Source organism: Nocardiopsis metallicus, from assembly GCF_014201115.1.
GTDB lineage: Bacteria > Actinomycetota > Actinomycetes > Streptosporangiales > Streptosporangiaceae > Nocardiopsis > Nocardiopsis metallicus.
The window spans coordinates 3,889,351-3,904,395 of sequence record NZ_JACHDO010000001.1; the positions used below are offsets into that span (position 1 = coordinate 3,889,351).

15 protein-coding genes and 2 pseudogenes are annotated in these 15,045 nt (G+C 70.3%); 10 read left to right on the forward strand and 7 right to left on the reverse strand.

Annotation, left to right across the window (positions count from 1 at the left end; all coding sequences use genetic code 11):
• Nucleotides 1–206: 206 nt before the first annotated feature.
• The 7 genes and pseudogenes from HNR07_RS16905 to HNR07_RS16935 all read left to right on the forward strand — a co-directional run bounded on the left by HNR07_RS16905 (nucleotide 207) and on the right by HNR07_RS16935 (nucleotide 7,184).
• Nucleotides 207–401 carry a hypothetical protein gene (locus HNR07_RS16905; RefSeq protein WP_184365817.1) on the forward strand — a complete coding sequence of 65 codons (195 nt, stop codon included), beginning with the start codon at nucleotides 207–209 and terminating at the stop codon, nucleotides 399–401.
• Nucleotides 398–487 carry a potassium-transporting ATPase subunit F gene (locus HNR07_RS16910; RefSeq protein ID WP_184365818.1) on the forward strand — a complete coding sequence of 30 codons (90 nt, stop codon included), beginning with the start codon at nucleotides 398–400 and terminating at the stop codon, nucleotides 485–487. The genes HNR07_RS16905 and HNR07_RS16910 overlap by 4 nt, the downstream gene beginning before the upstream one ends.
• Entirely contained in the window at nucleotides 487–2,205 is a 1,719-nt protein-coding gene (kdpA, locus tag HNR07_RS16915; RefSeq protein WP_184365819.1) for a potassium-transporting ATPase subunit KdpA, read from the forward strand. Before HNR07_RS16910 ends, kdpA begins: the two co-directional genes overlap by 1 nt.
• A gap of 8 nt (nucleotides 2,206–2,213) precedes the next feature.
• Nucleotides 2,214–4,361, forward strand: a complete 2,148-nt coding sequence (gene kdpB, locus HNR07_RS16920; protein WP_246420346.1) for a potassium-transporting ATPase subunit KdpB — start codon at nucleotides 2,214–2,216, stop codon at nucleotides 4,359–4,361.
• A 1-nt stretch (nucleotide 4,362) separates the two neighbouring features.
• Entirely contained in the window at nucleotides 4,363–4,932 is a 570-nt protein-coding gene (kdpC, locus tag HNR07_RS16925) for a K(+)-transporting ATPase subunit C (protein ID WP_184365821.1), read from the forward strand.
• A gap of 143 nt (nucleotides 4,933–5,075) precedes the next feature.
• A complete protein-coding gene (locus HNR07_RS16930; protein WP_184365822.1) occupies nucleotides 5,076–5,786 on the forward strand; it encodes a response regulator in 711 nt (236 codons plus the stop codon).
• A gap of 14 nt (nucleotides 5,787–5,800) precedes the next feature.
• Nucleotides 5,801–7,184, forward strand: a pseudogene (locus HNR07_RS16935) (TrkH family potassium uptake protein).
• Nucleotides 7,185–7,278: 94 nt separating this feature from the next.
• On the opposite strand, the gene HNR07_RS35005 reads toward HNR07_RS16935, so the two are convergent.
• Together HNR07_RS35005 and HNR07_RS35010 are read right to left on the reverse strand one after the other, a co-directional pair.
• Nucleotides 7,279–7,590, reverse strand: coding sequence for a response regulator (locus HNR07_RS35005; RefSeq protein WP_246420347.1), 312 nt, complete (start codon nucleotides 7,588–7,590; stop codon nucleotides 7,279–7,281).
• 14 nt (nucleotides 7,591–7,604) lie between these two features.
• A complete protein-coding gene (locus HNR07_RS35010; protein ID WP_246420349.1) occupies nucleotides 7,605–7,808 on the reverse strand; it encodes a response regulator transcription factor in 204 nt (67 codons plus the stop codon).
• A gap of 285 nt (nucleotides 7,809–8,093) precedes the next feature.
• Between HNR07_RS35010 and HNR07_RS16945 the strand changes: the two genes are divergently transcribed.
• Complete coding sequence (locus HNR07_RS16945; protein ID WP_184365823.1) at nucleotides 8,094–8,933, forward strand: helix-turn-helix transcriptional regulator; 840 nt, start codon at nucleotides 8,094–8,096, stop codon at nucleotides 8,931–8,933.
• Between the two features lie 160 nt (nucleotides 8,934–9,093).
• On the opposite strand, the gene HNR07_RS16950 is transcribed toward HNR07_RS16945, so the two are convergent.
• Both HNR07_RS16950 and HNR07_RS16955 read right to left on the reverse strand, forming a co-directional pair.
• The gene (locus HNR07_RS16950) at nucleotides 9,094–10,038 is read right to left on the reverse strand and encodes an SDR family oxidoreductase (RefSeq protein WP_184365824.1); all 945 of its coding nucleotides are present in this window, start codon (nucleotides 10,036–10,038) and stop codon (nucleotides 9,094–9,096) included.
• A 741-nt stretch (nucleotides 10,039–10,779) separates the two neighbouring features.
• Nucleotides 10,780–11,298, reverse strand: a pseudogene (locus tag HNR07_RS16955) (response regulator); the annotation flags it as partial.
• On the opposite strand from HNR07_RS16955, the gene HNR07_RS16960 reads away from it, so the two are divergent.
• Nucleotides 11,261–11,527 carry a hypothetical protein gene (locus HNR07_RS16960; protein WP_184373098.1) on the forward strand — a complete coding sequence of 89 codons (267 nt, stop codon included), beginning with the start codon at nucleotides 11,261–11,263 and terminating at the stop codon, nucleotides 11,525–11,527. The pseudogene HNR07_RS16955 and the gene HNR07_RS16960 overlap by 38 nt on opposite strands.
• An 82-nt stretch (nucleotides 11,528–11,609) precedes the next feature.
• Here the strand turns inward: HNR07_RS16960 and HNR07_RS16965 are convergent, their stop codons facing one another.
• Nucleotides 11,610–12,569, reverse strand: a complete 960-nt coding sequence (locus tag HNR07_RS16965; RefSeq protein WP_184365825.1) for a TIGR03557 family F420-dependent LLM class oxidoreductase — start codon at nucleotides 12,567–12,569, stop codon at nucleotides 11,610–11,612.
• Nucleotides 12,570–12,769: 200 nt separating this feature from the next.
• On the opposite strand from HNR07_RS16965, the gene HNR07_RS16970 reads away from it, so the two are divergent.
• The gene (locus HNR07_RS16970; protein ID WP_184365826.1) at nucleotides 12,770–13,297 is read left to right on the forward strand and encodes a GNAT family N-acetyltransferase; all 528 of its coding nucleotides are present in this window, start codon (nucleotides 12,770–12,772) and stop codon (nucleotides 13,295–13,297) included.
• A 258-nt stretch (nucleotides 13,298–13,555) separates the two neighbouring features.
• Here the strand turns inward: HNR07_RS16970 and HNR07_RS16975 are convergent, their stop codons facing one another.
• Nucleotides 13,556–14,314, reverse strand: coding sequence for a CPBP family intramembrane glutamic endopeptidase (locus HNR07_RS16975; RefSeq protein WP_184365827.1), 759 nt, complete (start codon nucleotides 14,312–14,314; stop codon nucleotides 13,556–13,558).
• 79 nt (nucleotides 14,315–14,393) lie between these two features.
• A complete protein-coding gene (locus tag HNR07_RS16980; protein WP_184365828.1) occupies nucleotides 14,394–15,038 on the reverse strand; it encodes a GOLPH3/VPS74 family protein in 645 nt (214 codons plus the stop codon).
• Between the last annotated feature and the right edge of the window lie 7 nt (nucleotides 15,039–15,045).

Below are 15,045 nucleotides of genomic sequence, written 5' to 3' on the forward strand. Positions count from 1 at the left end.
CGAAACCATCCTCACCGGTCTCCGTGTGCTTTTTGACCTTTTGGCGCTAACTGTCCGCTAAATCCATCCAGGCAGCCGCTAAGGGAGCGCTACCGGGGCACCTCCCGACGTGCTCACCGCCCCACTCTCGTCTGCGGCGCTCTGACGCCCCGGGGCTGTCCCACCCGCCCCGTGTCCGATCGAAGCAAGGAACAAGTGACGAGAACATGGCGGATCTACTCCTCCTACTGACGGGTGCGGGCTTCATCGCCCTGTGCGCCGTCTACGTACGGATGTGCCAGCGCCTCTTGGGGCCGGACCCGGACGATCCCCACCCCGACCCGGCGGGACCCGCCGGGACCTCCGCGAGCGCCTCGGGCCGCGCCGGGCGTGCCGACGCGGAGAAGACGGTGACCTCATGAGCTGGGACGAGGCGCTCACCCTGGCCGTGGCCCTTCCCCTGGCTCTCTACCTGCTGGTCACCCTGCTGTTCCCGGAGAGGTTCTGATGAGTGCGACCGCATGGGCCCAGTTCGCCCTGCTGATCGTGGTGCTGTTGGCCACGGCGCCGCTGCTCGGCCGTTACATGGCCAAGGTCTACGGATACGGCGAGGGAGTCAGCGCGCCGGGAGACCGGTTCTTCCTGCCGGTGGAGAAGCTGGTCTACCGGATCTGCCGGGTCGACCCCGAGAAGGAACAGCACTGGACCAGGTACGCGCTGTCCCTCCTGGCCTTCAGCGCGGTGGGCTTCGTGGCCCTGTACGCGCTGCTGAGGGCCCAGGGGGCGCTGCCGCTCAACCCGCTCGGGCTACCCGGCCTCGACCCCAACGTGGCGTTCAACGTGGCGGTCAGCTTCATGACCAACACCAACTGGCAGGCCTACGGTGGCGAGTCGACGATGTCGCACCTGACCCAGATGAGCGGGCTAACGGTACAGAACTTCGTCTCCGCCGCGGCCGGGATGGGGGTGATGGCCGCCCTCATCCGAGGGCTGGCGCGCCGAGGGGCCCGTACGGTCGGCAACTTCTGGGTGGACCTGACCCGGGGAGTCCTGCGCATCCTGCTGCCGCTCTCCCTGCTGGTCTCCACCGTGCTGGTCAGCCAAGGGGTGATCCAGAACCTCAACGGGCACACCGCGGCCGCCACCCTGGAAGGCGGGGAGCAGGCGATCCCCGGCGGCCCGGCCGCAAGCCAGGTCGCCATCAAGCAACTGGGGACCAACGGCGGCGGGTTCTTCGACATGAACTCCGCGCACCCCTTCGAGAACGCCACCGCCCTGAGCAACTTCGTCCAGACGTGGGCGATCCTCGTCATCCCCTTCGCGCTGGCCTTCGCCTTCGGCCACATGGTCCGGGATAGGCGCCAGGGGTGGGCGGTCCTCAGCATCATGTTCACCGTCTGGGCGACGTTCTCCCTGGTGATCATGGGGGCCGAGGGGGCGGGCAGCCCGCGGTTGGAGGCCATGGGGGTGGAGCAGTCCGTCACGGCCGAGCAGTCCGGCGGCTACATGGAGGGCAAGGAGACCCGGTTCGGGCCTGCGGCCTCCGGTCTGTGGGCCGCCTCCACCACCGGCACGTCCAACGGGTCGGTCAACGCCATGCACGACAGCCTCACCCCGCTCGGCGGCGGCACGGCCATGCTGCACATGATGTTCGGTGAACTCAGCCCGGGCGGAGTGGGCGTGGGGCTCAACGGTCTCCTGGTGATGACCGTCCTGACGGTGTTCATCGCCGGGCTGATGATCGGGCGCACCCCGGAGTACCTCGGAAAGAAGATCACCTCGACCGAGATCACCCTGGTCATGCTGTACGTCCTGGCCATGCCGGTGGTCCTGTTGGGGTTCGCGGCGGCCAGCTCGGTCAACGGAGCCGCTCTCGCCTCGCTCGGCAACCAGGGACCGCACGGGTTGTCGGAGATCCTCTACGGCTACGCCTCCACCGCCAACAACAACGGGTCGGCGTTCGCCGGCCTGGACTCCTCGACCTGGTGGTACACGGTCACGATGGGCATCGCCATGCTGGTCGGCCGGTTCCTGCTCATCATCCCCGTCCTGGCGCTCGCCGGGTCGATGGCCCGCAAACGACCGGTCCCGGCCACGGTCGGCACCCTGCCCACGCACACCCCGGTCTTCGCCGGGCTGACCGTCGCCGTGGTCGTGATCGTCGCCGGTCTGACCTTCCTCCCGGCCCTGTCACTCGGGCCCCTCGCCGAACTCTTCACACTGTGAGCACGCACATGGACAAGAACGCATCCTCTTCCCGAACCGGGGGAGCCGCCACGGCCCCCCGGCCCCCTGACACACCCGAAGCGCCCACCGCTGTGGAGGGGCCGGTACCGGCCCGCGGGTCACTGACCTCCGGCCCCGTCCTGCGCCGCGCACTGCTCGACGCACTGCGCAAACTCGACCCCCGAACCCTGGTCCGCAACCCCGTCATCTTCGTGGTGCTGGTCGGCAGCGTGCTGTCCACGGTGGTGTTCCTGGGCAACGCGGGGACGACGGACACCCGGGGGCTGGTCTTCGGTGCCCTGGTCACCCTCTTCCTGTGGGCGACGGTGCTGTTCGCCAACTTCGCCGAGGCCCTGGCCGAAGGCCGGGGCAAGGCCCAGGCGGACGCCCTGCGGGCCGTGCGCGGCAGCACGACCGCCCTGGTCCGCCGCCCCGACGGCACCACCGAACGCGTCCCCGGGACCGAACTGAGGGTCGGTGACACGTGCGTCGTCTCGGCGGGGGAGACCATCCCCGGAGACGGAGAGGTGGTCGAGGGCGTGGCCAGCGTGGACGAGTCCGCCATCACCGGTGAGTCCGCGCCCGTCATCCGCGAGTCCGGAGGAGACCGGTCCGCCGTCACCGGTGGAACCACCGTGCTCTCCGACACCATCGCCGTACGCGTCACCAGCCGCCCCGGCGACACCTTCCTGGACCGCATGATCTCCCTGGTCGAAGGCGCCGAACGCCGCCGCACCCCCAACGAGATCGCCCTCAACATCCTGTTGGGCGGGCTCACCCTCATCTTCCTCATCGCGGTGGTCACCCTCCAGCCGATGGCGATCTACTCCCAGGCGCGGCAGGACACCCTCGTCCTGGTGGCCCTGTTGGTGTGCCTGATCCCCACGACCATCGGCGCCCTGCTGTCGGCGATCGGCATCGCGGGCATGGACCGGCTGGTACGCCGCAACGTCCTGGCCACCTCCGGACGGGCCGTGGAGGCATCCGGCGACATCACCACGCTGCTGCTGGACAAGACGGGCACCATCACCCTGGGCAACCGGCAGGCGGCGGACCTGCTGCCCCTGCCCGGGGTGTCGGACGACGAGCTGGCCGCCGCCGCACACCGCTCCAGCCTGCCGGACGGCACGCCCGAGGGCCGGTCCATCGTGGACTTCGCCGGAGCCCGGTACCCCGGGCTCCGGAGGCCGGGACGGATCAGCGGCGTCCCGGTTCCCTTCACCGCCCAGAGCCGGATGAGCGGGTTGGACGAGAACGGCCGCCTGGTGCGCAAGGGAGCGGTCGACGCCGTCACACGTTGGGTGCGCGAGAACGGCGGTGAGGTGCCCGAGGAGCTGAGCCGGCTGTCCGGGGAGGTCTCCGACCAGGGAGGCACCCCGCTGGCCGTCGCCGAGGTATCCGGACCGGACGACCCGGCCCGCGCGCTCGGGGTCGTCCACCTCAAGGACACCGTCAAACCGGGCATGCGCGAGCGGTTCGCGCAGCTGCGGACCATGGGTATCCGCACGGTCATGGTCACCGGTGACAACCGGCGCACCGCCGCCGTCATCGCCGACGAGGCGGGAGTGGACGACTACCTGGCCGAGGCCACACCGGAGCGCAAGCTGCGGCTGATCCGTCAGGAGCAGGACGGCGGGGCGCTCGTGGCCATGACGGGGGACGGGACCAACGACGCCCCCGCCCTGGCCCAGGCCGACGTGGGGGTGGCGATGAACACCGGCACCCAGGCCGCCCGGGAGGCGGCGAACATGGTCGACCTGGACTCGGACCCGACCAAGCTCATCGACATCGTGCAGGTCGGCAAACAGCTGCTGATCACCAGGGGGGCGCTGACCACCTTCTCCATCGCCAACGACGTCGCGAAGTACTTCGCGATCCTGCCCGCGATGTTCGCCGCGGCCCTGCCCGGGCTGGAGAGCCTCAACATCATGGGCCTGCAGTCAGCGGAGTCGGCCATCCTCTCCGCGGTGATCTTCAACGCCCTGGTCATCATCGCGCTCGTTCCGCTGTCGCTGCGCGGAGTGCGGTTCCGGCCCGGATCGGCCACCACGGCGCTGCGGCGCAACCTGCTGGTGTACGGCCTGGGCGGACTCATCACGCCGTTCATCGCCATCAAGGCCATCGACACGGCCGTCATCGCCCTGGGAGTGCTCTGACATGATCCGCAACCTCGTCACCGCCGTCGGCATGCTCGCACTGTTCACCCTCGTGACCGGCCTGGCGTACCCGCTGACGGTCACCGGGGCGGCTCAGGCCCTCTTCCCCCACCAGGCCGACGGCTCCCTGCTGGAGCGGGACGGCCGGGTCGTGGGTTCGGAGCAGCTCGCCCAGGGCTTCACCGGACAGGGGTACTTCCACCCGCGCCCCTCGGACGTGGACCACGACGGCGCGGCCAGCGGCGGCGCCAACCTCGGCCCCTTGGACGAGGGCCTGCTGGAGGACTTCGCCGACCGCACCGAGGAGTACCGGACCGTCAACGGCCTCCCCGAAGACCTTCCGGTCCCCGTGGACGCCGTCACGGCGTCGGCCTCCGGGCTGGACCCGCACATCTCGGTGGCCAACGCCCGGCTCCAGGCTGGCAGGGTCGCCGAAGCCAGAGGGTTGCCCGCGGAGGACGTGCAGGCCCTGATCGGGGAGCACACCGCACCGCGCGCCGCCGGCGTGCTGGGCGAGCCAGGGGTCAACGTGCTCACCCTCAACCTCGCCCTGGACGAGGCGGCCCCCTGAAAACGGGGAGCGTCCGCGGGGTGCGCGCCGGGTCCTGCCCGGTGCGCGCCCCTTACCATCTTGACGCCGGACGAAAGCGGCGAAACACCAGTTCAGGCGCCCCTGAGAGAGGGAAGCGCCGACTTCACGAAGGACGGACCCGTATGAACGAGCGGAACACCGCCTCCCCGGCGGTCCTTGTGGTCGACGACGACCCCCGTCTGCTCAGGGCGCTCGATCTCAACCTGCGGGCACGGGGCTACACGGCCCTGATCTCCGACACCGGGGAGCGCGCACTCAAGCTCGTCGCCCACCACCGTCCCGACCTCGTACTGCTCGACCTGGGTCTACCGCAGATGAGCGGCCTGGACGTGATCCGAGGGCTGCGCGGCTGGACGGACGTACCCGTGGTCGTCCTGTCCGGCCGCGACACCGAGCCGATGAAGGTCCAGGCCCTGGACCTGGGAGCCGACGACTACGTCGTCAAACCGTTCGGCATGGACGAACTCTTCGCCCGCATCCGTGCGGCGATGCGCAGGAGCGCGACCGCGGAGGAGGAGGTGTCGGTGGTGACCGAGGACTTCACCGTCGACCTGGCCGCACAGCGGATCACCCGGAACGGGGAACCCGTACAGCTCAGCCCCCGGCAGTGGCACATCGTGGAGGTGCTGGTGCGCAACCGCGGCAGACTCGTCACCCACCGCCAACTGCTCCAGGAGGTCTGGGGCCCCAACTACGGGCGGGAGACCAACTACCTGCGGGTGTTCATGACCAAGATCCGGCAGAAGCTGGAACCCGACCCGCCCCGGCCCCGCTACTTCCTCACCGACCCGGGGCTGGGATACCGGTTCAGCGCTACTGAGGGGGGATCGTGACGCTCGGTTGGCGTATTCGGCCCGGTGGCGGCCGGTCTCGCTCCGGGCTCGGGAAGGGGAGGTGGTTCTGGGCGAGTCCTCCCCAGCTCACCGTGGTGGCGTTCGCCGCCCTGGTACTGCTGGGCACAGGGCTCCTGTCGCTCCCCCCAGGCCACGGAGACCGGGGAACCCGCGGCCCCGTCCGCGGCTCTGTTCACCGCCGTCTCCGCGGCGAGCGTGACGGGCCTGGTGGTGGAGGACACCTCCACCCACTGGTCCCTGTTGGGCGAGGTGACGATCCTCCTGCTGATCCAGGTCGGCGGCTTCGGGGTCATGGCCATGGCCACGGTGCTCGCCCTGGTGGTGGGCCGCCGACTGGGGCTGCGGATGGCCGTCTACACCGGCTCGGAGGCCAAGGGCGTCTCGGTGGGCGAGGTGCGCCAACTGGTCACCGGAGTGCTCTACGTGACCCTGCTGTTCGAGGGCGCCCTGATGCTCCTGTTGACCCTGCGCTGGTGGCTCGCCTACGACCTGCCCCTCCTCGACGCCTTGTACACGGGGACCTTCCACTCGATCTCGGCGTTCAACAACGCCGGGTTCTCCCTCTACTCCGACAACATGGAGGGGTTCGCCACGGACCCGTGGATCACGGTGCCCATCGCGCTGGCCGTCATCGCCGGAGGGCTCGGCTTTCCGATCTGGGTGGAGCTGTGGCGGTTCTCCCGCAGGAACGGGGAGGCACGGCACTGGTCGGTGCACGCCAAGCTGACGGCGGGGATGTCGGCGGCGCTGCTGCTGATCGGCCTGGCGGCCTTCCTCGCCCTGGAGTGGAACAACCCGGCCACCATGGGTGCCCTGAACGTGCGGGAGAAGCTGCTGACCGGCTTCTTCCAGGCCGTCATGCCCCGCACCGCCGGTTTCAACAGCCTGGACTTCGGCGCGATGAACACCCAGACGCTCCTGGTCACGGACATCCTGATGTTCATCGGCGGCGGCAGCGCGGGCACCGCGGGCGGCATCAAGGTGACCACCTTCGCGATCCTGATGCTGGTGATCTACAGCAACGTGCGCGGTGAGCCCACGGTGCACGCGGCCGGTCGCCGGTTGAGCCAGGCCACGGTCTCACAGGCCACCACCGTCGCCCTGCTGTCGCTGGGACTGGTGCTGTCGGCGACCCTGGCCCTGATGACCATCACGCCGTTCACGCTGGATCAGATCCTCTTCGAGACCACTTCGGCCTTCGCGACCGTCGGCCTGTCCACCGGCATCACCGCCGACCTGCCGGTGTCGGGACAACTCATCCTGGTGTTCCTGATGTTCGTCGGACGCATCGGCCCCATCACCCTGGCCTCGGCGCTGGCCATGCGCAGGCGCAGCCGAGCCTACGAACTGCCCGAGGAACGTCCGATCGTGGGTTAGCCACAAGGGTCTTACGGAATTGGAGGGCTCTCCTTCGCAGTGGATATCTCATGCACCTGAAACTCGGAGCGAAACCCACACCACGTCCACGGAGTCACGTCCACGGAGTACTGACAGCCTGAGTTCCAAGCAAATCTGCTCCGGACAAGGGCGAGCCACTTGACACTTCTAAGCAGATCCCGCATCGCCGCCACGGGCCCTGCGCAGCGCCGCGCGCGGCCTCGTGCCGGTTCGAGACGTTGAGCTTGGCGATGGCGGCCGCGACGCTGCTTACGACCTCGGTGAACGTGCGGGAGGAGACGGTCTTGGGCAGGAAGCCGCGCGCGCCGGCCGCCAAGGCCGATTTCAGGTAGCCGGGCCGACCGTGCGAGGTCACGATGACGCAGCGGCAGTCGGGCAGCTGCACGGCGGACCGCCGGGTCACCTCGATCCCGTCGGGCCCGGCAGCCGCAGGTCGAGCAGGGCCATTTCAGGACGGACCCGCAGGGCCGTCGCCAGTGCCTCATCTCCGGAGGCCGACCGGCCGACGATCTCGAAGCCGTCCTCCAGGTCGAGCAGACCGGCGATGGCGTCGCGGATGAGGTGTTCGTCATCAGCGACGAGGATGCGGGTCGTACGCGTCATGCGGGGTCTTCCTCCTTGAGCGGGACCATGGCGTCGAGCAGGAACCAGGCTCCGTCACGGCGGGTGGTGACGCGTCCGCCGAGCGAGTGCACACGCTCGGACATCGCGCGGAGTCGGTGGCCGCGGCCCCGGCCTCGGTCCTCGGCGGATGATGGATGCCTGTCCTGGCCCCCGATCACAGGCTCCGAGGCCACGGCTCCGTTCGTGAGGGGGGATCGTCAGACCGTAGCTCCCGTGCTCCGCGTGGGATAGGAACGAGGCAGATCTCTCAGAAAGGGGAGCGTCATGATCGACCGTGCCGGGCTGGCCGGGTTCCTGCGCAACCGCCGCGGGGCGTTGCAGCCGGAGGACGTCGGCATGCCGCGCGGCCAGCGCCGTCGGACCAGCGGGCTACGGCGGGAGGAGGTCGCGACGCTGTGCAACATGTCGACCGACTACTACTCCCGCCTGGAACGGGAGCGTGGGCCCCAGCCGTCGCCGCAGATGCTCGCGTCGATCGCGCAGGGGCTGCACCTGTCGATCGACGAGCGCGACCACCTGTTCCGGCTGGCTGGGCACAACCCGCCGGCCAGGGGAAGCGACAGCGAGCACATCAGCCCGGGGCTGCTGCGTATCCTCGACCGCCTGGAGGACACTCCAGCGGAGATCGTCACCGAGCTCGGTGAGACCCTGCGGCAGACCCGGATGGGTGTCGCGCTGACCGGCGACACCACCCGGTTCACGGGGCCCGCCCGCAGTATTGGCTACCGGTGGTTCACCGATCCGGGCGCCCGGGACCTCTACGCGCCGGAGGAACATGCGTTCCTGACCCGGATGTACGCCGCTGGGCTGCGCGGACTCGTCACCCTCCGCGGCCCCGCTTCCCGGGCCGCCTACCTGGCCGAGCTGCTCCTCGATTCCAGCGAGGAGTTCCGACGGGTGTGGGACGACCACGAGATCGGGATCCGTCCGCACGAGGTCAAGCACTTCGTCCACCCCGAGGTCGGTGCGCTGGAGCTGAACTGCCAGCGGTTGGTCGACCCGGACCAAGCCCACTCGCTGATGGTCTACACCGCCGTACCCGGTACCGAGAGCTACGAGAAGCTGAAGGTCCTGTCCGTCATCGGCGCGCAGTCGCTGCGCTGAACCGGCGGCCCGGAGGGCATCCTGATCGGGGCGGTTCTCACTCGGGCCTGTCGCCACGCGCCGACGGTCGGTGGGCGAGCAGTGCCTACGCACCGCCTGCCCACCGCGATGCTGCCTGATACATGAGGTCACAGATGAGGTGCGACGCCCAGGCCCCCACTCAGACGGCGCTGATAGCGGTCTTCGTCAGCCGCTCGGAGACGTCCCAGACGCGTGCGGCCTCGTCCGTGCCGCGCAGTCGCGAGAAGAGCTTCTGCTCGGCTGGCGGGCCCCCGACGCGCCCAGGCCATCGCGGACCGTAGAAACCCCCGGGCTTCGCGTTGGGGTCGGTGGCGGCCATGAGCGCGGGCAGTTTGGCCGTCTCGACCGTCCCGAGCAGGATTCCCCTCTCGGAGAGGAACCGGATCATCCTCCGGGACGGGACCTCCTCGTCGCGGCCGAGTTCGGGGCGCGCCGCGAGCAGGTTCGTCGGGGCGACCCCAGGATGCGAGAGGTTGCTGGTGATGCCCCAGCCGCCCGCGTGGCTGCGCCGGTTGAGCTCCAGGCCGAACAGACCGACTGCGATCTTCGACTGGCTGTAGGCGTTGGTTCCGTCGTAGCCGCGTTCCCAGTTCAGGTCGTCCCAGTTGATCGAGCCGCGGTTCGCGGCGATGCTCACCTGTGAGGTCACCCGCGCGCGGCCGGTTCGCAGGAGCGGCATCAGGTGCGCGACGAGTGCGAAGTGGCCGAGGTGGTTCGTGCCGAACTGGAGCTCGAACCCGTCGGCCGTGGTCTGCCGGTCCGGTGGGGTCATGACGCCCGCGTTGTTGATCAGGAGGTGAATCGGTCGCCCTTCCCCGCGCAACGTCTCACCGAGGGCGGCGACGGACGCGAGCGAGGACAGGTCGAGGTCCCGCAGCGAGACCTTCGCAGCGGGCACGGACTCCCGGATCTTCGTGACCGCGGTCTCTCCCTTGCGCGGGTTGCGCACGGGCATGATCACCTCTGCGCCTGCCGCCGCGAGGCGCTCGGCCATACCCAGGCCCATGCCGTCGCTGGCGCCGGTGACGACGGCAAGCCTTCCCGACAGGTCGGGGACGGTGATATCGATGGGTTTGCGTGACATCGGTCCACTCCTAGAAGTCAGGTTGTCAGCTCTACTGTCGCGGAAGCGGACCGCGTTATTCAGGGCCTGACGATCCACCCTTACCGAGTGCCTGTTCGGGCTGCCTCGACCGCGTCGTCGGTTCGCGCGCAGGCCTGGCGTTCGAACCGGTGACGCGGTGGCTGGGCAGAATGGGTCCTCTCGGACCGGTGAGTGTTCGACGCCTTCGCGGTCAGCCGCCCAGCCGCTCCCTGGCAGCGCCGGAGTCACGCAGGTTCGTCATGTTGACGAACCGCCCGTCACGGGCCCGGTAGGGCGCGACACCGGTGGCAGGTCGAACGCACCATGGCCCGGCTGGCCGGATGTTGCCCCGGGGCAGGCCGACCGTTTCACCCCGGCGCGGACCCTTGACCGCGATCCGGTGGAACAGCGGTGCAGCCACACGTGCCCGCGGGGGCGTTCAGGCAGATACGGCTCTGCTCCGGGGTCCGCACGACCACCTCCCCGGGGCGGCGTCCCGTCGTTCTCCCAGCGCTCGACTCGCACCGGGGCCCACACCGGAGAGCGTTTCCTCGGGCGCCACGGCGGGCGTGCTGGGACAGCGCACCCCGAGCGCCCGGACGGAGTCCTCGTCACGGCGCCCGCACCGTTTGAACACCCGTCCCTGACGAGAAGCCGTCCACGGCTCCGTCCCGTTGCCGTGGTCGTTGCGCGCGACGGGCCTCAGGGGGCTCTTGTCCCGGCAGGCGGGTCGGGTCGTGCCTAACCGCTGTCCACCAGGTGGTTCTCCCAGGCCCAGGCGGAGACCTCCACGCGGTTGCGCAGGTCGAGTTTGGTCTGGATGGCGGACAGGTGGCCCTTGGCCGTGCTCACCGAGATGAACAGCTCGTCTGCGGTCTCCTGATTGATGCGGCCCCTGGCGATGGCACGGGCCACCTCGGTCTCGCGTTCGGACAGCGGGTTCGGAAGGCCGGCGGGCGCCGAGGCCGTCAGGTGGCGGAGCAGGCGCAGGGTGATCGACGGTGAGATCAGGGCGTCTCCGGCGTGCGCGGACCGGATGGCCTCGATGAGCAGGGCGGGGCCCGCGTCCTTGAGGACGAATCCGACGGCTCCGCCGCGCAGCGCTCCGTAGACGTACTCGTCCAGGTCGAACGTGGTCACCACGACCACCGGCAGGGGGTCGGCCACACCTGGGCCAGCCAGGGCGCGGGTGACCTCCAGGCCGTCCAGGCGCGGCATGCGGATGTCCACCAGGCACACGTCCGGGCGCAGGCGTCTGGCCGACTGCTGGTCCGCCGCGCTCCTCGACCCGCTCGACGAGGCGGGTGAGCGGTTCGGGGCCGGGGGCGGTGGGGGCCTCCCCGTCGGTGTCGCGCAGCGGGCCGACGGCGCGGCGCATCGCGGCCAGGGCTTCGGAGCCCTCGGTCTCCATGGCCGCGAAGGCGTCGTGTACGCCGCCGTCGCCGCGGCGACCACGAGGCCGAGGCGGCGCAACCCCGCCCCCGGGTGACACGGAGAGCCGGGAAACGGTCCGTGCCTCCACTCGGCTTCGGCGGCCGCCCGCGGCCTCGGCGTGGAACCGTGTGCGGGGCCTAGGCGAGGTCCCGGATCGGTTCGGCGAGTTCGGTCTCGAAGAACCTGAAGAATCCCTCCGGGTCGGGGCCGGCGTTGATCAGGGCCAGGTGGTCGAATCCGGCGTCGGCGAACTGGCGGACCACCTTCAGGTGGCGTTCCGGGTCGGGTCCGTACCCGAACACGTCCGCCATCGCCTCACGGCTGACCAGGGCGGTCGCCGCCTCGAAGTTCACCGGGTTGGGCAGTTCGGCCTGGACCTTCCAGCCGGTGAGGCCGAATCGGAAGATCTCGTGCGCGGACTCCAGCGCGGCGTCGTCATCGGCCGCCCAGGCCAGGGGAACCTCGCCGTAGCGGGGGCCGCCGCCGCCCCGGTCCCGGTAGGTGTCGACGAGCGCGCTGCTGGGTTCGGTGGCGAAGAGTCCGTCACCGGCCTCCGCGGCGAGCACGGCTGCCTCCTCTCCTCCGGCGGCGACCACCACTCGCGGCGGCTGGTCCGGGAGGTCGAACACGCGGGCGTCCTCCAGGACGAGGTGTTCGCCCTTGTAGGAGTGGTATCCGCCGGACCACAGCAGCCGCATGATGTCGATGGCCTCACGGAGCATCTCGTGCCGGGTCGTCGCGTTGGGCCAGCCCTGACCCACCACGTGTTCGTTGAGGCGTTCCCCCGCCCCCACACCCAGGGTGAATCGGTCTTGTGAGAGCAGTGCCGTGGTGGCGGCCGCCTGCGCGATGATCGCGGGGTGGATCCGCAGGAACGGACAGGTCACCCCGGTGGCGATCTCGACGCGTTCGGTCCGCTCGGCGATGGCGGCCAGCATGGACCACACGAATCCGGAGTGGCCGTGGCTGAACAGCCAGGGGTGGAAGTGGTCACTGACCTCCACGAAGTCGAATCCGGCCCGCTCGGCGCGCACCGCCTGCTCGACGATCTCCCTGGGCCCGTAGCCCTCTGCGAAGAGTTTGTAGCCGATCCGCATCGTCTCTCCCCACGTGTCGTGTGTCGCTGGTGACACGTACTGCCCTGACCGGGTCCGCCTCCACGGAAACTCCACCGCCGGGAAAAGCGCCCCGGGACGGCCCCCGCCCGGGGCGCGGACGGATGCGGATGCGCCATGATCGCGTGTGCGGAGCGTTGCCCTCCCGCAGTTACGCATTCGGCCCCGGACAAGGACATCGGTTGACCACCACACGGCTACTCACCCTCGACGACGCGGCGGAGCTCGCCGGGGTCCTGACGGACAATCGCGCGTTCCTCGCCCCCTGGGAGCCGCTGCGTGATGACGGATACTTCACCGTCGAACGGCAGTCGGCCCTCCTCGAACAGGCGCTGCGCGACCACGGGTCCGGGACTTCGGTGCCGTTGGCCGTCCTCGACCCTAAGGGGCGGATCGTCGGCAAGGTCAGCATCAACAACATCGTGCGGGGCGCCCTGCAGTCCGCGAGCATCGGCTACTGGGTGAGTTGTTCGCACAACGGCAGGGGGCTGGCCACCGAAGCGGTCGCCGACGCCCGGAGGATCGCCTTCGGGCAGCTGGGCCTGCACCGGCTCCAGGCCGAGACGCTGATCCGCAACACCGGGTCGCAGCGGGTCCTGGAGCGCAACGGCTTCACGCCCTACGGGATCGCGCCCCAGTACCTGCGGATCGCCGGTCGGTGGCAGGACCACATCCTCTACCAGCTCCTGAATCCGGAGTGGTCCGGATAGGGCGCCGGCCCCCGTCGGGCACGCGGCCCCGCCCTGCGCCTGTGCTGGAAGCCCGACGGCACCGCGCGGATCCGCCACCCGGACGGGGAGAGCGCGCTGCGCGAGCTCTACTCCGCGGGGCCCGGTACGGCTCCGAGGGAGCAGCGGGAACACGGGGACGGCTTCCTTCCGCCCTGTGGAGGGGATCCGGGCCGCCGAGGGGAAGTGATGCGGGTGCGGCAGGGAAGGCACAAGGGGCGGGACGGCCCCGGTCTCGGATCAGACCGGGGCGGTGGCCCCGGTGAGGAGCACCAGCAGGGGCAGGGCGAGGTTGTTGACCGAGTGGACCGCCACCGCGGGCCAGATCGAACCGCTGCGACGCATCACCTCGGCGGCGACGACGCCCACCACGAAGGCCGCGGGAAGGACGATGTTGACCCCGTGGAAGAGGGCGAAGACCGCCGAACTGCCAAGGGTGCCGATGACGGGGCCGTAGCGCAGCAGGGCGTTGGCGATGACTCCGCGGAAGAGGAACTCCTCCCCGACGGGGGTCAGCACCGCGAGGAACAGGAAGGTCAGGACCAGGGCGAGCGCGCCCCCGCCCGCCGCGTCGTAGTACGCGCCCTGCGGGTTCTCGTCGAAGCCGGTCAGGGTGGTGATGGCGAGGATCAGCGCACCCTTGAGGAGCAGGGCGGCCACGCCCCAGGCCGCACCGGCGAGCATCCAGCGCCAGCTGGTCCGGCGGACGCTGAAGGCGGCGAGGGAGCGGATGCGCACCGCGTAGGCCACGCCGAAGCCGACGAGGCCCCCGATGCCCGACCACGCGGCCACGACGAGTCCGAGCGTCACCGGGCCCAGTTCCAGAGGGCCGATCGGCCCGAGGAACACGAGTGCGAACACGGAGATCGCCGCCGCGAGCAGGCCGAGGACGACCTCGGGCCAACCCGGGCGATCCGGGGCGGTTGGGGTGGTGGATATGGCCGGGGCACCGGCGACCTGCGGGTGGTTCGGGGAGTGGGCGGGGTGCTCTGTCGGCATGACGGACTACCTGTTCTCTCGGGGATCGTGGTTCTGGCGGGCTCGTTGTTCGATCGCCGGCGGGGTCGGTCAGGGCCGGTCAGGAGTTACCGGCCCTGCGGTTCACGACGGCGGCGAGGATCGCGTTGCGCATCCCGGGGAACTCGGCGCCGAAGCGTTCGTGGAGCTCCTTGACCGCCGCCCGGTGCCGATGGCGCTCCTTCGGGGTGAACACCGTCCCGATGTCGCCGTCCACGGCGATCGCGGCCAGGGCCACGTCCTCGGCCGGAGCCGAGGCCGGACCACCGGCGGACAGGAGTGCTTCGCGGGTCCGCTCACGCAGCAGGCGTACGTCCCCGGGGCGGACGGGGACGGTCTTGCGGATGGGAAGGAGACCCAGCACCCGGCCGCGCTCCACGGTGACCGTCCCGTTCTCGACGAGTTGGTCGCGCACGGTGCCCTCCGCCCTCCAGGTGCGGTCCGGGACGGCGTTGGCCCAGGGTTCGGGGCTGTCCCGCGACAGCCCGCCCCACACCTCGGCCAGGAACGCGTCCCGGGGCGGAGGGGCGTCGGCGGCGCGTGCCGCCCTGCCGTCGTCGTCGCGGATCCACCCGCCGGTGACCAGCTCGGCCAGGGCGGCGGCACGCAGCAGGTGGCCCCGGTAGGAGGTGCTGACCGGGTCGGACCGGCCCCGGTCGAGGTCGTGGCTGATCAGGTGGAGGCGCTGCGGCAGCGTGGGTTCCATGTCGTTC

Bases quoted from the DNA above. Each gene is read 5' to 3' on its own strand.
- HNR07_RS35010 (WP_246420349.1), bottom strand. From the start codon at position 7,808: ATGACGCGTACGACCCGCATCCTCGTCGCTGATGACGAACACCTCATC.
- HNR07_RS16980 (WP_184365828.1), bottom strand. From the start codon at position 15,038: ATGGAACCCACGCTGCCGCAGCGCCTCCACCTGATCAGCCACGACCTC.
- HNR07_RS16945 (WP_184365823.1), top strand. From the start codon at position 8,094: ATGATCGACCGTGCCGGGCTGGCCGGGTTCCTGCGCAACCGCCGCGGG.
- kdpC (WP_184365821.1), top strand. From the start codon at position 4,363: ATGATCCGCAACCTCGTCACCGCCGTCGGCATGCTCGCACTGTTCACC.
- HNR07_RS16910 (WP_184365818.1), top strand. From the start codon at position 398: ATGAGCTGGGACGAGGCGCTCACCCTGGCCGTGGCCCTTCCCCTGGCT.
- HNR07_RS16905 (WP_184365817.1), top strand. From the start codon at position 207: ATGGCGGATCTACTCCTCCTACTGACGGGTGCGGGCTTCATCGCCCTG.
- HNR07_RS16965 (WP_184365825.1), bottom strand. From the start codon at position 12,569: ATGCGGATCGGCTACAAACTCTTCGCAGAGGGCTACGGGCCCAGGGAG.
- HNR07_RS16975 (WP_184365827.1), bottom strand. From the start codon at position 14,314: ATGCCGACAGAGCACCCCGCCCACTCCCCGAACCACCCGCAGGTCGCC.
- kdpA (WP_184365819.1), top strand. From the start codon at position 487: ATGAGTGCGACCGCATGGGCCCAGTTCGCCCTGCTGATCGTGGTGCTG.
- kdpB (WP_246420346.1), top strand. From the start codon at position 2,214: ATGGACAAGAACGCATCCTCTTCCCGAACCGGGGGAGCCGCCACGGCC.
- HNR07_RS16950 (WP_184365824.1), bottom strand. From the start codon at position 10,038: ATGTCACGCAAACCCATCGATATCACCGTCCCCGACCTGTCGGGAAGG.
- HNR07_RS16960 (WP_184373098.1), top strand. From the start codon at position 11,261: ATGTCCACCAGGCACACGTCCGGGCGCAGGCGTCTGGCCGACTGCTGG.
- HNR07_RS16930 (WP_184365822.1), top strand. From the start codon at position 5,076: ATGAACGAGCGGAACACCGCCTCCCCGGCGGTCCTTGTGGTCGACGAC.